The organism is Humibacter soli, assembly GCF_054779035.1.
Window position 1 is genome coordinate 418856 of sequence record NZ_BAAGYX010000002.1, and the last position, 14298, is coordinate 433153.

The 14298-nt window shown below is 64.7% G+C and carries 12 protein-coding genes; 9 read left to right on the forward strand and 3 right to left on the reverse strand.

Features of this window, described 5'->3' with window-relative positions; all coding sequences use genetic code 11:
- Positions 1-180: 180 nt before the first annotated feature.
- Genes ACYVDN_RS15035 through ACYVDN_RS15045 form a run of 3 tightly spaced genes read left to right on the forward strand, consistent with a single transcriptional unit; the run spans position 181 to position 3661 of the window.
- On the forward strand, positions 181-1857 hold the full coding sequence (locus ACYVDN_RS15035) for a circularly permuted type 2 ATP-grasp protein (protein ID WP_460572992.1): 1677 nt from the start codon (positions 181-183) through the stop codon (positions 1855-1857).
- Positions 1857-2819, forward strand: a complete 963-nt coding sequence (locus tag ACYVDN_RS15040) for an alpha-E domain-containing protein (RefSeq protein ID WP_460572993.1) — start codon at positions 1857-1859, stop codon at positions 2817-2819. Before ACYVDN_RS15035 ends, ACYVDN_RS15040 begins: the two co-directional genes overlap by 1 nt.
- Positions 2816-3661, forward strand: coding sequence for a transglutaminase family protein (locus tag ACYVDN_RS15045; RefSeq protein ID WP_460572994.1), 846 nt, complete (start codon positions 2816-2818; stop codon positions 3659-3661). Before ACYVDN_RS15040 ends, ACYVDN_RS15045 begins: the two co-directional genes overlap by 4 nt.
- Before the next feature lie 447 nt (positions 3662-4108).
- Here the strand turns inward: ACYVDN_RS15045 and ACYVDN_RS15050 are convergent, their stop codons facing one another.
- From ACYVDN_RS15050 to ACYVDN_RS15060, 3 genes are all read right to left on the reverse strand, one after another.
- The gene (locus ACYVDN_RS15050) at positions 4109-5566 is read right to left on the reverse strand and encodes a cation:proton antiporter domain-containing protein (RefSeq protein ID WP_460572995.1); all 1458 of its coding nucleotides are present in this window, start codon (positions 5564-5566) and stop codon (positions 4109-4111) included.
- Positions 5567-5733: 167 nt separating this feature from the next.
- Positions 5734-7728, reverse strand: coding sequence for a chloride channel protein (locus tag ACYVDN_RS15055; protein WP_460572996.1), 1995 nt, complete (start codon positions 7726-7728; stop codon positions 5734-5736).
- 152 nt (positions 7729-7880) lie between these two features.
- Positions 7881-8396, reverse strand: a complete 516-nt coding sequence (locus ACYVDN_RS15060; RefSeq protein WP_460572997.1) for a MarR family winged helix-turn-helix transcriptional regulator — start codon at positions 8394-8396, stop codon at positions 7881-7883.
- Positions 8397-8530: 134 nt separating this feature from the next.
- On the opposite strand from ACYVDN_RS15060, the gene ACYVDN_RS15065 reads away from it, so the two are divergent.
- The 6 genes from ACYVDN_RS15065 (at position 8531) to ACYVDN_RS15090 (ending at position 14271) form a co-directional block, all read left to right on the forward strand.
- On the forward strand, positions 8531-9634 hold the full coding sequence (locus ACYVDN_RS15065; protein ID WP_460572998.1) for a cytochrome c oxidase assembly protein: 1104 nt from the start codon (positions 8531-8533) through the stop codon (positions 9632-9634).
- The gene (locus tag ACYVDN_RS15070) at positions 9631-10509 is read left to right on the forward strand and encodes a cytochrome c biogenesis CcdA family protein (protein WP_460572999.1); all 879 of its coding nucleotides are present in this window, start codon (positions 9631-9633) and stop codon (positions 10507-10509) included. The genes ACYVDN_RS15065 and ACYVDN_RS15070 overlap by 4 nt, the downstream gene beginning before the upstream one ends.
- A complete protein-coding gene (locus tag ACYVDN_RS15075; RefSeq protein WP_460573000.1) occupies positions 10506-11777 on the forward strand; it encodes a redoxin domain-containing protein in 1272 nt (423 codons plus the stop codon). Before ACYVDN_RS15070 ends, ACYVDN_RS15075 begins: the two co-directional genes overlap by 4 nt.
- A gap of 27 nt (positions 11778-11804) precedes the next feature.
- Positions 11805-12293 (forward strand): nitroreductase family deazaflavin-dependent oxidoreductase, encoded by a 489-nt coding sequence (locus ACYVDN_RS15080; RefSeq protein ID WP_460573001.1) that lies wholly within the window; start codon positions 11805-11807, stop codon positions 12291-12293.
- A 178-nt stretch (positions 12294-12471) separates the two neighbouring features.
- A complete protein-coding gene (locus tag ACYVDN_RS15085) occupies positions 12472-13647 on the forward strand; it encodes an FAD-binding domain (RefSeq protein WP_460573534.1) in 1176 nt (391 codons plus the stop codon).
- A 6-nt stretch (positions 13648-13653) separates the two neighbouring features.
- Complete coding sequence (locus tag ACYVDN_RS15090) at positions 13654-14271, forward strand: TetR/AcrR family transcriptional regulator (protein ID WP_460573002.1); 618 nt, start codon at positions 13654-13656, stop codon at positions 14269-14271.
- Positions 14272-14298 lie beyond the last annotated feature (27 nt).

Sequence of the window (14298 nt, forward strand, 5' to 3'; positions counted from 1 at the left end):
GTCGGCGCCGCGCCGTTCGCCCTCTAGTCCGCCCGAACGGTCGACACTGATCTCGATGCGGTCCTGGAGATTTCGGAGTAGAAGTGTCGTCCCCGATGGGGTAGCTCTTCCCTGCGACGGAGCCGACCGCGGTAACGACCGGGCAACACCCCCGCAATCTAGTGGGCATACTGTCGCCGCATGGGCGACCTCTTTCACGGTTACACGAGCACGACGGAGTTGGCACTTTCCGAGCCAAGAGCGCTGGCGTGGGATGAGATGTTCGCCGATCCCCGCGCAGGGGTCGCGGATCCGAGGTCTAGCTATGCGGACGTGTACGCCGCGCTCGCGCAGATGACCCAGGACGAGCTCCGGGGCCGCACCGAGTCCCTTGCGAGTTCGTATCTGGCCCAGGGCGTCACGTTCGACTTCGCGGGGGAGGAGCGGCCGTTCCCACTGGACGCGGTTCCCCGCGTGATAGACGCCGACGAATGGGCGATGGTCGAGGCGGGGGTGAAACAGCGTGTCAGAGCGCTCGAGGCTCTGCTCGCCGACGTGTACGGATGGCAGTCGTGTGTGCGTGACGGCGTGATCCCGGCTTCCGTGATCGGGTCGTCAGCACATTTCTATCGGCAGGCGTACGGCATCGAGAGTCCGAACGGCGTTCGGATCCAGGTTGCAGGGATCGATCTGATCCGCGATGAGTCGGGGGTCATGCGGGTGCTGGAGGATAACGTGCGTGTGCCGAGCGGGGTGAGCTATGTCATCTCGAACCGGCGGGTCATGGCGCAGACGCTTCCCGAACTGTTCCAGAGCATGCGCGTGCGGCCGGTCGGCGACTATCCGTACCGACTTCTGGGTGCGTTGAAGGCCGCGGCACCGGAAGACGTCGCAGATCCGACGATCGTCGTGCTCACGCCCGGCGTCTTCAACTCGGCGTATTACGAGCACACGCTGCTGGCACGTCTGATGGGGGTGGAACTCGTCGAGGGACGCGACCTGTTTTGCGCCGACGGTCACGTGTGGATGCGCACCACCAACGGTCCGGCTCGAGTCGATGTCATCTATCGGCGTGTCGACGACGACTTTCTCGATCCGCTCCAATTCCGCTCGGATTCAGTGCTCGGCCCGCCGGGACTGCTGGCCGTGGCGCGTCGCGGCAACGTCACCCTCGCCAACGCCGTCGGCAATGGTGTCGCCGACGACAAACTCGTGTACACCTATGTGCCGAACCTCATCAGGTACTACCTGTCCGAGGATCCGCTGCTGCCGAACGTGGACACGTGGCGGCTGGAGGATCCCGGGGCACTGGAAGAAGTGCTGGATCGGCTGGACGAGCTCGTGGTCAAGCCGGTCAACGGCTCCGGAGGCAAGGGACTCGTCGTGGGTCCGGACGCCTCCAGGCGCGAGCTGGGCGAGCTCCGCGAGCGACTCCTGGATGACCCGCGAGGCTGGATCGCCCAGCCGGTCGTGCAGCTGTCGACGATTCCCACGCTCGTGGATGACGGCATCCGTCCCCGCCATTCCGATCTGAGACCGTTCGCGGTCAACGACGGCGATGACGTCTGGGTGCTTCCGGGTGGGCTCACGAGGGTGGCGTTGCCGGCTGGTCAACTGGTGGTGAACTCCTCGCAGGGCGGGGGCTCGAAGGATACCTGGGTGCTGGAAGGCCACGAGCGCCTTCGCACAGGCGAGATGCCGGTCGCGCACGGCACCGAGGTGCCGAGGGTGCGCGACGTCGTCGCCGCCCAGACCGTGCCGGGCGGAGCCGCCCCGCCTGATCTCGGCCCCTTACACACTCCGACCGCCGCTCCAGTCGGGGTATCGCAGTACGACCAGGAGCAGCAGCAGCAACAACAGCAATCCCAGGAGCCGTGATGCTCAGCCGGATCGCGGAGTCCCTCTTCTGGATCGGCCGGTACCTCGAGCGTGCCGACGGGACAGCTCGAATTCTCGATGCTCATCTGCAGCTGTTGCTGGAGGATCCGTGGACCCAGGAGGACGAAGCCTGCCGATCGCTGCTCGCCGTCATGGGCGTGGCAGCGTCAGCCGGGGATGTCCCGAGCCTCGTCGCTGCCGAACCGATGCCCGCTGTGGGCCGCGACGATGTGTTGAGGCTGCTCGCGGTCGACCGGCAACAGCCGGCATCCATCGCCTTCAGCCTGTGGTCGGCACGGGAGAACGCGAGACGCGCGAGAGAGATCGTGTCGACGGAGCTCTGGGAATGCCTCAACACGACGACCGCCGAGATTCCGCAACAGGTCAGGCCGGACAAGGTTCACACGTATTTCCACTGGGTGCGCGACCGCGTGTCCCTGGCGGTGGGCATCAACGAATCGCTCATGGCCCGCGACGAGGCCTGGCACTTCTACCGACTCGGTCGCAACCTCGAACGAGCGGACATGACCGCCAGGCTGCTCGCGACGAGATCGCTGACGCACGCATCAGGTGTGAGCTGGACCACCATCCTGCGATCCTGCAGCGCCTACGAGGCATACCTGCGGACGTATCGGGGTGTCGCCTCGTCACGCAATGCCGCCGAGTTCCTTCTCCTGGACCGGCTGTTCCCGCGATCGATCATGTATTCGCTCTCGCATGCGGCGTTAGCTGTGCGGGACCTCGAGCCGGCGACCGCGCGCGTAGGCGTGTCTGACAGAGCCGCGCTGCTCCTCGGGCAGGTGATCAGCGGACTCGAGTACCGGTTGATCGGAGACATCGTCGACGACCTGCCGGCGAACATGGCGGCGGTGCAGCGCGCGACGAGCAATACGAGCGACGCGGTTCGGACACGGTACTTCCCGACCAATGCGCTTCCGACCTGGGTGGGTGAAATGTCATGAGACGCATGCACGTCCTGCACAGGACGGGGTTCCGATACCCCGAGGAGGTGACGGCGTCCTACAACGAAGCGCGGATGCTCCCCGCCCGCGGGGAAGGGCAGCTCGTACTCTCCTCCGACCTCGAAGTCACCCCTGGCGGGCGGCAGTTCGGATACTTCGACTACTGGGGCACCCAGGTGACGGCGTTCGAGGTGATCGTCCCGCACAGCGAGCTCATCCTCACGGCGCGCAGCCTCGTCGAGCTCACGCCGCGACTCCCGCCTGCCTCACCCGCAGACTGGCGCACAGTGACTCGCGCCGCCGCCCTCACCGTCGGTTACATCGAACAGGTGCGACAGACTCCGCGCACGAACCCGACCGACGACGTGGTGCGCCTCGCTCGGGACTGCAGGACCGAAACGCACGCGCCCGATCCCGCCGCGATGCTCATCTGTCGCCGGATCGGCGAGGCCATGCAGTACGTGCCGGGGTCCACCGGAGTTCACTCCACCGCGGCCGAAGCATGGGAGAAGCGCAGCGGAGTCTGCCAGGACATCGTGCACGTGGCACTTGGAGCACTCCGTTCCATCGGCATCCCCGCGCGCTACGTCTCCGGATACCTTCACCCCAGCCAGGACCCACAGACCGGCGAGACCGTCAGTGGTGAGTCGCACGCGTGGGTCGAATGGTTCAGCGGAGCCTGGCGCGGATTCGACCCGACCAACCTCATCGAGATCGGCGACCGTCACGTGCTCGTCGGCCACGGCCGCGACTACGACGACGTGGCTCCCCTCCGCGGTGTTTATGCCGGTCCAGGGGAGTCGGAACAGTTCGTGTCGGTCGAGATGACCTGTCTCGCATAACGCACAGGATCACCACGACTGGTGGTCAGAGGCGCCGCGCGCCCGTCTTGAGTTTTGTGGTCGTCGTTTTGATGTGCTTGGCCGTTGTTGGCGTGGCCATCGTTCGATTTCCTCGGGCTTCCGGCGGTCAGGACTACATTTCGCCACGACGTCCGAGCACATTCTGTGGCGCGTACTCCAGATGACGATCTGCTGCCTTAGCGAGGCGTCGTTCGCTGTCTTCCTCCGATGCTGCAGATGTGTCCGCAGATCAGCTCAGCTGGTTGACGCGGATCGTCACGGTGCGACGAGCCGTATAGCCCATGACCTTACAGAGGGGGAGAGCCAAATGTTATTCCAGCGGTTAGCGCGCTGACCGCCTTCCTAGATTCCGATTCGCTCCAAGGGCACCCCGTGAGTTTCGAGAGATCCGCCGGTATGCGAGGTGACCGGGCGGCCGGATGTTGATTAGTGGGTGGCGCGGAAAAGGCTGGTGATGTCGTGGTTGTCGTCGATGTCAGTGAGGACGACATCGCCAGCGTGTAAGCGCGTAGTGGTGCGGACAGGGATCATGTGACCGTTGCGGCTGATGAGAGTGATCCACGCATGCTCGCCGGCGATGAGTTGGCCGACGAGGGCACCCTCGGCGGTGGATCCTTCTTGCACTTCGTGTCTGTGTAAGGTCGCGGGCGGTGAGGCGAAGCGGATGTCCAGCGACCAGGGTCGCGGCGGGATCTCTCGCATCGGAACATGCAGGAGTGGGGCGAGCACGGGTACCAGGGTGCCTTGTAGAAGCACGGAGGTGAGGACGACGACGAAGATGACGGCGTAGAGCTCGTGGGCGTGCGGTGTGTCGGAGCTGACGATCAGCAGCCCGAGCAGGATCGGGACCGCTCCTTTGAGTCCCGCCCAGAGTATGAAGCCGCGCTCACCCCAGCTGATCCTGATCGGCAGTGAGAGCAGTCCGACGAACACGGGGCGGATGACGAAGATGAGCAGGGCGGCGATGCCGAGACCGCTCAAGAGGATTGCCGGGTCGGCGACCACTTTCAGTTCGACGGTGAGCCCGAGTACCGCGAAGGCGACGATCTCCGAGAGGCTTGCGATTCCAGAACTGAAGCGCTGGACCTCCGTTTTGTAGGGCGCGCGCATGTCGCCGATGAGGATGCCCGCGACGAAGACTGACAGGAAGCCGGATCCGCCCGCCACGGTGCCGAGGCCATAGAGGAACGCGGCTGCCGAGACGGCGAGGACAGAGGCCAGAGCGCCACTGGGCAGCACGAGTCTGCGCAGCAGAAAGCGCAAACCGATGCCGCCGAGGATTCCCACCGCCGCACCGATTCCGAGCTGCAGCGCGAATTCTAGAAGCCCGCTTCCGACGGCTGTCCACCCGGTCCCGGTCGCGGCTAGCAGACTGGCCATGATCGCAATTCCCACGGGGTCGTTGGCTCCGGATTCGCCCTCGAGGATCGTGCCGCTGCTTCCGCCGATCTCGCGACGCCCCAGGACTGAGAAGACGACGGCCGGGTCGGTCGGAGACAACGCGGCCCCCAACAGCAGCGATGCAGTCGTGTTCAGACCGAAAACGAAATGCGCGGCTGCAGCAATCGCGGCGGCCGTTGCCGCGGTCCCGGCGATTCCGAGCCACAGGATCGGGCCGCTTGCGGCACGGAATCGTCTCCACCCGATGTGCATCCCGCCGTCGAAGAGGATGAACGCCAAGGCCACGCTCACGATCCGCTCGTCCAGGAGCCTTCCCGCGGTGGATACCGGTGGAAGAAGGAGTGCGGCCAGAGCGGCGGCGACGAGGAAGAAAACTGGCGCCGGGATGCGCACACGCTGGCTCAGCAGCTGTGAGAGCACCGCCAGCACCAACGCCCCGGACACCACAGTGACCGTGATCGCAAACGACACACTCCCGGTCACCGGCGCCTCCAGTCAGGTCCAACCACCTGCCGACCAGACTTCCCGGCGCACCGACGCAACCTTATCCCCAACTACCCCATCCGGAACCCGCTCACGCCCTTCCGAGCATCCGTCCAACCCTTCTGAGCACCTGCTCCCGCCGACACGGATTCACAGGAGGGTTTGCGCTATGGTGTCTCGTCCCTCGCTGTGGTGGTGCGGGTGAGGAGGTTGATGCGGTCGCCGATCGCGATCGTGATCTCTGGGTCGGGCTGCCGGAGGCGGGGACCACGTGCGTAGGAGACTGGCAGATGGCCGGGCGGCCAGGTTATGGTGCCCAGCTTCTTTCCGAGAACCGGAGATGTCGGTGGGATTGTTACTTCAAGCAGCTGGTAGCCGGTCAGTGGTGTTGCCGCACCTGCTGGGGAGTGGTGGCCGGCTCCGCCGGTGTACTCGTCGACGGGGATGACGGTGACGTGTTTGCCGAGCTCGCGGGTCACGGTCTGGATCGCGGAGTGGTTCGTGATCCAGCCCTGGATGTGGCGACCGTCATCGGAGAGCACGGGAAGACCATCGCGTCCGTATTCGTCGAGCTGGCGGAGCACGTCGGTTATCGACTCGGTTGCGAATACGGCTTGCGGGTCGCGGCCGTGTGTGACTGTGCCGGGGAGGTCGGCGTCATCGGCATTCGGAGCCGCGTCCGTGTGGCTTGGTGTCGTGTTGTGGCGTACGTTGGCGAGTTCGATCGGAGTGCGGAGCGGCCTCATGACCTGTGCTGCGGTGAGGTCGGCGAAGGCGCGCCACGGAGCGGCACGGTCGATGTCTTGCCCTCGGCGCAGAAGCTTGGTGGTGTAGATGGTCCCGTAGCTGAGACCCCGGGAGACGGCGGTGGCGATTGCCACGGCGAGCATGACCGGCAACGTGAGGGTGAAGTCGCCCGTCATCTCCACGACGCTGGCGAATGAGGTCAGCGGTGCGCGGGCGGCGGAGGCGAACACGGCCCCCATGGCGACAACGGCGTAGAGGGCAGGATTGCCTGCGCTGGGGCCGAAGAGGTGATCGACGATGACGCCGAATGCCATGCCGGAGGTGACTCCTATGAACAGGGATGGTGCAAAGATGCCGCCGGAGCCGCCGATGGCGAGACTGATGCTGGTGGCCAGGATCTTTCCAGCGGCAAGGATCAGCAGGAACCAGAGGGCATAGTCACCGGCCACCGTTTTGAACATGACGGGGTATCCCACCCCGTACATCTGAGGCAGCGCGAGCAGGACCAGGCCGAGGACGAGCCCTCCGACTGCGGGCCGCAACCATTCGGGTCGACCTTTCCAGAGGCGGTCGGCGAGATCTTCCAGCCCGTAGAGCACGGTCTTGAACAGCAGTCCGATCAGTGCGGCGATCACAGCGAGTCCCGCGATCAACAGGTAGTTGCGCGGGTCGTGCAGCACGATGCCGGCGGGGAAGCCGGTGAGGAAGTGCTCGTTTCCGAGGAACGGGATGGCGACGGCGTCGGCGACCATCGCTGAGAGCATGACGGCGAACAAGGCATCCACCGACATCTCGCGCAGGATGATCTCGACCCCGAAGAACACCCCGGTGATGGGCGCGTTGAATGTGGCTGCGATGCCACCGCCTGCACCGCACGCGACCAGGATCCGCATCCGGTTCTCGGGCATCCTTATCCACTGGCCGAGGGTGGATGCCAGGGCCGATCCGATCTGCACGATCGGACCCTCACGTCCGACCGAGCCGCCGGTGCCGATCGTGATCGCCGAGGCCAGTGCCTTTACCACGGAGACTTGGGGTCGGATGCGGCCTCCGTTCTCCGCGACCGCGATCATCACCTCTGGTACACCGTGTCCTCGTGCTTCCCTGGCGAACCGGTAGACCAGCGGCCCGTACAGGAGGCCGCCGATCACCGGCACCACGACGAGAAACCCCAGGCCCAGCCACGGCAGATGAGTGCTGCCCACCCATCCGTCCTGCCCGAACTCGGTCTGCCCCGTGAACACCCAGGTGAAGAACGAGACAAGGTACCGGAAGAGGACAGCACCCAACCCAGCGCCCACTCCGACGATGATCGAGATCACGAACAATCCGGCACGGGAGCCGCGCAGGCCTGCGGCGATGCGGTCGGTGATACGCATGAATCGGCTGGGCGGCCGGAGCGCAGGATCGGTCATTCCAGTCCTCACAACTGTGCATGCAGAATCCGCGAACCTCCGAGTATTTCAGGGCGCGGTGCTTGCGAGACTACAACAGTTGCAGAAATGAAATTATTCGTGGAATCGACTCTCGAGCGCCACGTATGGCATGGTCGCCGTGCGAAGTATGGCTACAGGCCGAGCGGCAGGAGATCTTCGACGGTCGGTTCTCCGGCGGCGGCGTTGAAGAGGTCGAATGCCTCGAACACCTGCTTCTGCTGGGCCGGACTGAGCTGCGCGAGGATGGCACGGAAGTCGGCCCGGCGGCGATTGGTGACGTCGTTGACGATGCTCTCGCCCTCGGGGGTGAGGGCGATGATGACCTCGCGACGGCTCCCCGGGTTCTGCTCCCGTCTCACCCAGCCAGAGGCGACCATCCGATCCAGCGATCGGCTGAACGTGGAGAGATTGGCTCCGAGTCGCTCGGCCAAGATACCTGTGCGCTGCGGACCCAGGGCGCTCAGCAGCACCAGCACGCGGAACTGGGGGAGCGACACCGTTTCCAACACGTCGGCGAACGATCGGGCGATGACGCCGAGCATGGCTCGCGACGCGGTGAGGACCGCGGACACCGCCTCGTCGCCGGCGGAGTTCTCGCGACGCGTCATCGCATTCACGTCCTTCCCGCCCGCGAGCCGTGCGGGCACCTCCACTATTCCACCGCACGGGCGGCTCCCCGGGGACGAGGCCGCTCCGCACCCGTCACAGCTTCACCACAAGATGACTTGTATTAATGCAACTATTGTAAGAACGCAAGCGGCTGCGACTCGGAGGTTGATCGATGACGTCTGAGTCGCTCCTGGCTCTGCTCTCCTTCGGCTCGACGGGTGGCAGCGGCATGGGAGGCAGCGGCATGGGTGGGGCTGGCCCGATGGGCGGCCCGATGTCGATGACCGGCCCGATGTGGATGCCCGATCAACCGCTCACGTACTATCGCTTGTTTGCGTTTCATCCTCAGCCGATCCCGATCTTCCCCGTCCTCGGCGTGTTACTGGCGCTGTCTTACCTGGCCGGGATTCTCGTGCTGCGCCGCCGCGGCGACCGGTGGCCGGCGGGACGCACGGTGTGGTGGATGCTCGGGGTGTTCAGCCTCGAGCTGATGACGGCGACCGGCTTCGATGGCTACGGCATGGACTTCTTCAGCGTGCACATGGTGCAGCACATGGTGATCGGAATGGTGACCCCGGTCCTGCTCATGCTGGGCGCACCTGTCACGCTGATGCTTCGCACATTGCCAACGCCCGGCGGCACGCGAAGTCCGCGGCGACTTTTGCTGATGTTCTTGCACTCGCGTTTCGCCACGATCGTGGCAAGTCCCGTGGTCACCGTCGTGCTGTTCCTGTTCAGCCTCTACGCCCTCTACTTCACGACGTTGTTCGACTGGCTGATGTCCACCTGGTGGGGGCACAATCTGATGCTCGGGCACTTCCTGGTCATCGGATGCCTGTACTTCTGGGGCATCCTCGGCGTCGACCCTTCGCCCCGCCGCGGTGGCGGGCTGATGGGCGCGTTCTCCCGACCGGTGCTGCGGATCGCCGAACTCAGCGTGACGGTTCCCTTCCACGCATTCTTCGGCATCGTGTTCATGATGGCCACCACCGTCATGGTGACGTACTACGCGACCGCCCTGCCGTGGGCCACCTCGACCCCGTTGGCGGATCAGCAGGCCGCCGGGGGGATCGCATGGGCGTTCACCGAACTCCCCACGCTGCTCGTTCTGGGCGTGCTCTTCCTGCAATGGCAACGCGGCGACGACCGTCTAGCGAAACGACAGGCACGCCGGGCAGAGAAGTTCGGAGACATCGACCTGGACGCCTACAACGCCACACTCGCGGCACTCGCCCAACGCGACGAGGCCCTGGCACGGAACGACGGTCTGCGGTGATCGGCAGCGCAGCCATCGCCTACGCGTTCACGATCGGCCTGACCGGATTGATCAACCCGTGCGGCCTTCCCCTGTTGCCGGCATATCTGACGTTCTACCTCGACGGCTACGGCGACTGTGTAGGCCGGCAATGGCCGTCCCGACTCCTTGCGGCCCTGCGATCGGGTGGATGCCTGACCCTCGGCTTCGTCACCGTGTTCGGCTTCGCCGGCGTGGTGGAGGCATCACTGGAGACCGCGCTCGCTGATTTCGTGCCCTGTCTGATGGTCCTCGTCGGCGCAGCAATCGTCGTCTTCGGTGCGCTCTCGATGCTCGACAGGGCGCCCGCCCTGCACCTGCCTGGACTTCCGTTCCGCTCTGGACGAGGCGTGATCGCCATGATCGGGTTCGGTGCCGCTTATGCCGTCGGATCGCTGAGCTGCTCGCTGCCGATCTTCGTGGCTGCGGTGGGCTCCTCCTTCTCTGCAGCGTCTCCGGTGCAGAGCATTGCGGTGTTCGTGGCCTACGCGCTCGGCATGGGCCTGTTCGCCACGGCGGCTTCCGTGATCGCAGCCTTTGCCGGTCCCGCCGTGTTGCGGGCGCTCCATCCGGCGGCTCGTGTGCTGCCCCGCATCGCCGCTGGGATTTGCCTTCTCGTCGGCCTCTACCTCATGGCGTACTGGGGTCATGTTCTGGGGGCACCTGACGTCATCGCGCCGATCGTCGGCATCCTCGACCAGGTGCAATCGGCCGTCGTGTCGTGGCTGGACACATGGTGGATCGCCTGCGCAGTCCTCTGTATGACACTCGTTGCCGGCGCCTTCATCGCTTTAGCCCTGACCGGACAGCATCCACGGAGCTCTCACTCTGCACAGCAAGAAGGGAACAGCCGATGAAGGACGACAGACCGAACCACCCGACCGACGTCTCTGCCGGGTCGCAACAGAGGGGATCCCGCTGGCTCTTCGCGACCGCAGCCATCACGCTCGTCGTGCTCATCGCCGGTGTGTTCGCGGTGGTGATGTTCGCCCCTGGCGCCTCAAGGGGTGGCAAGCAGAACGACTATCAGGGCCGTCCGGGCATCAATAAGCCGACAGCGGACCTGCTCACCATGGATACCTTGGCTGGCGACGGCACGGTTCGGGCGCCCAGCTTCGACCTCACCAACGAGGACAACACGCCGCTGACCCTTGACCAATTCCACAACGATGTCGTCGTGCTGACCTTCAACGATGATCGGTGCGCCGACCTCTGCGCCCTCTTTGCACAGGACGTCATCGCCGCCGACCAGGATCTCAGCGCGAAAGCCCGCAAGCATGTTGCGTTCGTGTCGATCAACGCCAACCCCTACTACCCATCGACCGCCGATGTGCAGACGTGGACGAACCAGCACGGCCTCGCCCATGAGAACAACTGGTACTTCGGCACGGGCACACCGAAAGAGCTCGCCGCCGTCGCGCATGCGTATGCGGTGAACATCCAACTGGATCCCGCCACCAAGTCCGTCGCCCACGGCACCGAGATCTTCATCATCAAACCCAACGGCACCGACGCCGACCTCGCCGACTTCGGCACCCAAGACGCCGACACCGCGCCGTTCTCCCACGGACTCGCCGTCTTGGCCGACGACGCGCTGCCCGTATCTGAACGAGGGCACGTGACGGGCGAGGAGCTCCCTGCCGCGCTTGCAGGAGGCACAGGGATCGGCGACACTCCCGTGCCCGTCACTGGCCCCGCGCTCCGTTCTGCCGTCACCAGCAGTGGCTCAACCGCGATCTCAACAACCTCGAGCGCCTCCGATCACGGCGACTACACGGTGCTCGACTTCTGGTCGAGCACCTGCACCGCCTGCGGCGACCAACTCGACGCAGTTCAAGCAGAGCACACCGAACTGGGCAACGAGGTGAAATTCCTCGGCATCGACGTCGACGACGCCACCATCAACGGCGAGGCCACGATGACCGAACACCACCTGACCTTTCCGAACGTCTCGGATGTCAAAGGTGCTCAGGCTGCACGATTCCAAGCATCCGACCTGCCCTATACGGTCATCCTCTCTCCGACGGGCAAAGTGCTCGTGCGTCATCCGGGCGTCTTCACACAGGAAGAACTCGACTACGTGTTACGCACCATCGACAACAAGCTCCCCATGCTCACCGACTGACGACCACAGATGAGGAAGGACTCCGACATGCCGTCGTGGCTCAAACGCATACTCAGCGCACCGAACGCGCTCTACAAGTCGGGGCTCGGCCGGATCTTCGGACACCGATTCCTGCAACTCACCCACACCGGTCGCAAGACCGGCAAGCTGTACCACGTCGTCGTCGAAGTCGTGCGATACAACTCGACAACCGGCGAGGCCGTCGTCATGTCCGGCTTCGGCCGGCACAGCGGATGGTTCCGCAACGTCACCGCCGGCACACCCACCTGGGTCGACTTCGGCCGCGGCCCCGTTCGTGCCGACTGCAGGGTGCTCGACTGCGACGAAGGTGCCGAAGTCGTCCGTGAGTACGAACAGCGCATGCGCTTCGCCTGGCCCGTGGTGCGAATTGTGCTCAGCCGACTCGCCGGGTTCAGGTACCAGGACACCGACGCTGACCGCCGCCGCCTCGCACAATCCCTCCCGCTCACGGCGCTCACGCCGCACAGACTCGCAGCAAGACATTTTGATTCGTGAGTGCGACAGAGGAAGTCGGAGGCGCTGCCTTCATGTCGGATGCGATCCTCACCGGATCGCGCTGGATCCGCCTGCTGCCCGCCGTCGGTCGCCAGCGTTTTCCTTGCCACGAAACGCTGGCGGTGGGAGGATTAGACCGCTGGTCCAACTGACGGTCGAAGGGAGTTCACTCGTGCGTGTGTTGGTTGTTGGGGCGGGGATCGCCGGTCCTACCCTCGCGTATTGGTTGCAGAAGTTCGGGCACGAGGTCACACTGCTCGAGCGCGCCCCGCGGTTGCGTGAGGGCGGATACGTTGTCGACTTCTGGGGTGCCGGATTCGATGTCGCCGATCGAATGGGGATCGTGCCGCGCCTGATGGAAGAGGGCTACCGCTTTCGGGAAGCCCGTGAGGTCTCCGGCAGCGGCCGGCGCATCGCCCACTTTGACCCTCGGCACGTGATCGGCATCAGCGGAGGGCGGTTTGTCACAATCGGACGCTCGGACCTGTCCCGCGCGATCTATGAAGCCGCTAACGGCAATGTAGAGACAATATTCGCGGACACGGTGACCTCACTGAACGAGGACGCCGGCCGAGTGCACGTCGAATTCGAGCACGGTGCCCCGCGAGAGTTCGACCTCGTTATTGGCGCGGATGGCTTGCATTCGCGCGTGCGGAGGCTGGCATTCGGTCCCGATGAGGAGTTCGAACGCTACCTGGGCATCACCGTTGCTGTCTTCGACGTCCCGGGGTATCGCCCCCGTGACGAGTTGGTCGCGGTGATGCACACCGAAGTGGGTCACCAGGTGCTACGTCTGGCACTGCACGAGGACGCGACCATGTTCTGCTTCATGTTCCGTCACGACGGCGAAGTGCCACAGGACGACGTCACGGCACAACAAGAGCTTTTGCGACATCGGATGGTCAGCGTCGGCTGGGAGGTGCCCGATATTCTGGAGCGGATGCCGCAGGCCCGAACCTTCTACATGGACAGAGCAAGCCAGATCCGGATGCCATCGTGGTCCCACGGACACATCGCCCTGATTGGCGACGCAGGGGCGGCGCCCTCACTTCTAGCTGGCCAGGGTTCTGCACTGGCGATGATCGAGGCCTACGTGCTCGCATACGAGCTGCACGAAGCGCACGGCAACCTGCCGGCAGCATTCGCGGGGTACGAGCGACGGCTGGCACAGCTCGTGCTCGGCAAGCAGGACGCCGCCATCGGGATGGGCGCCGCTTTCGCGCCCCGCAATCGCATGCAGCTACTGGTGCGCAACACCTTCGTGAGCCTCATGGCCATCCCACCCATCGCGAACCTCGCGATGGGACGCAGCCTGATCGATCCCATCCGCCTCCCGCCTGCGCCGATCGGCTGAACGCACGTGCCACGACCACGTTTCCACGGTCTTCCGGCTGAACGTCAGAACGCCATCCTCCGTGCCGCTCTTAGCGAGTTCTCCACCCGCGGGTTTATGGATGCCTCGCTGAACAACATCATTAGCAGCACAGGCATCTCCAAAGGGTCGATGTACTACTACTTCGACGACAAAGTGGACTTGTACGGGTACCTGCTTCGCGCGCAAGTAAAGCAGATGATCGCCCACGCCGGCCCGTTTCCCGTCCCAGCGGCAACCGATCCTGACATGTTCTGGTCAACGATCGAGGACTATTGTCTGCGCCTCGTGGAGGAACTGGACGCATCACCACAAATCGCCAGCCTGTTGCGCGACGCGATGTCGGGCACAGGCGTAGCGGCCACACAACGGACTGAGCAGGATGCCGAGCAGGCCGTCGTGCCATGGCTGATCAAAGCTCTGGCGGCCGGGCAGGCGGCAGGGGCGATCCGCACCGATGTCGCCGACGGGCTGCTTCTGGCCGTTAGCACCGCAATCGGCAAAGTGATCGACTCGTGGGTCATCGTGGGTTCCCCGGATTCGCTGACCCACCGCACTGCGGTACACACGGTGATCGATATGCTCCGACGCGCAATCCAACCGTGAACGGTGTGAAGGTGAGCTACCGGTCAG

Excerpts from the sequence above, each read along its gene's own strand:
- ACYVDN_RS15035 (WP_460572992.1), top strand. The coding sequence starts at position 181 with ATGGGCGACCTCTTTCACGGTTACACGAGCACGACGGAGTTGGCACTT.
- ACYVDN_RS15040 (WP_460572993.1), top strand. The coding sequence starts at position 1,857 with ATGCTCAGCCGGATCGCGGAGTCCCTCTTCTGGATCGGCCGGTACCTC.
- ACYVDN_RS15045 (WP_460572994.1), top strand. The coding sequence starts at position 2,816 with ATGAGACGCATGCACGTCCTGCACAGGACGGGGTTCCGATACCCCGAG.
- ACYVDN_RS15055 (WP_460572996.1), bottom strand. The coding sequence starts at position 7,728 with ATGACCGATCCTGCGCTCCGGCCGCCCAGCCGATTCATGCGTATCACC.
- ACYVDN_RS15065 (WP_460572998.1), top strand. The coding sequence starts at position 8,531 with ATGACGTCTGAGTCGCTCCTGGCTCTGCTCTCCTTCGGCTCGACGGGT.
- ACYVDN_RS15075 (WP_460573000.1), top strand. The coding sequence starts at position 10,506 with ATGAAGGACGACAGACCGAACCACCCGACCGACGTCTCTGCCGGGTCG.
- ACYVDN_RS15080 (WP_460573001.1), top strand. The coding sequence starts at position 11,805 with ATGCCGTCGTGGCTCAAACGCATACTCAGCGCACCGAACGCGCTCTAC.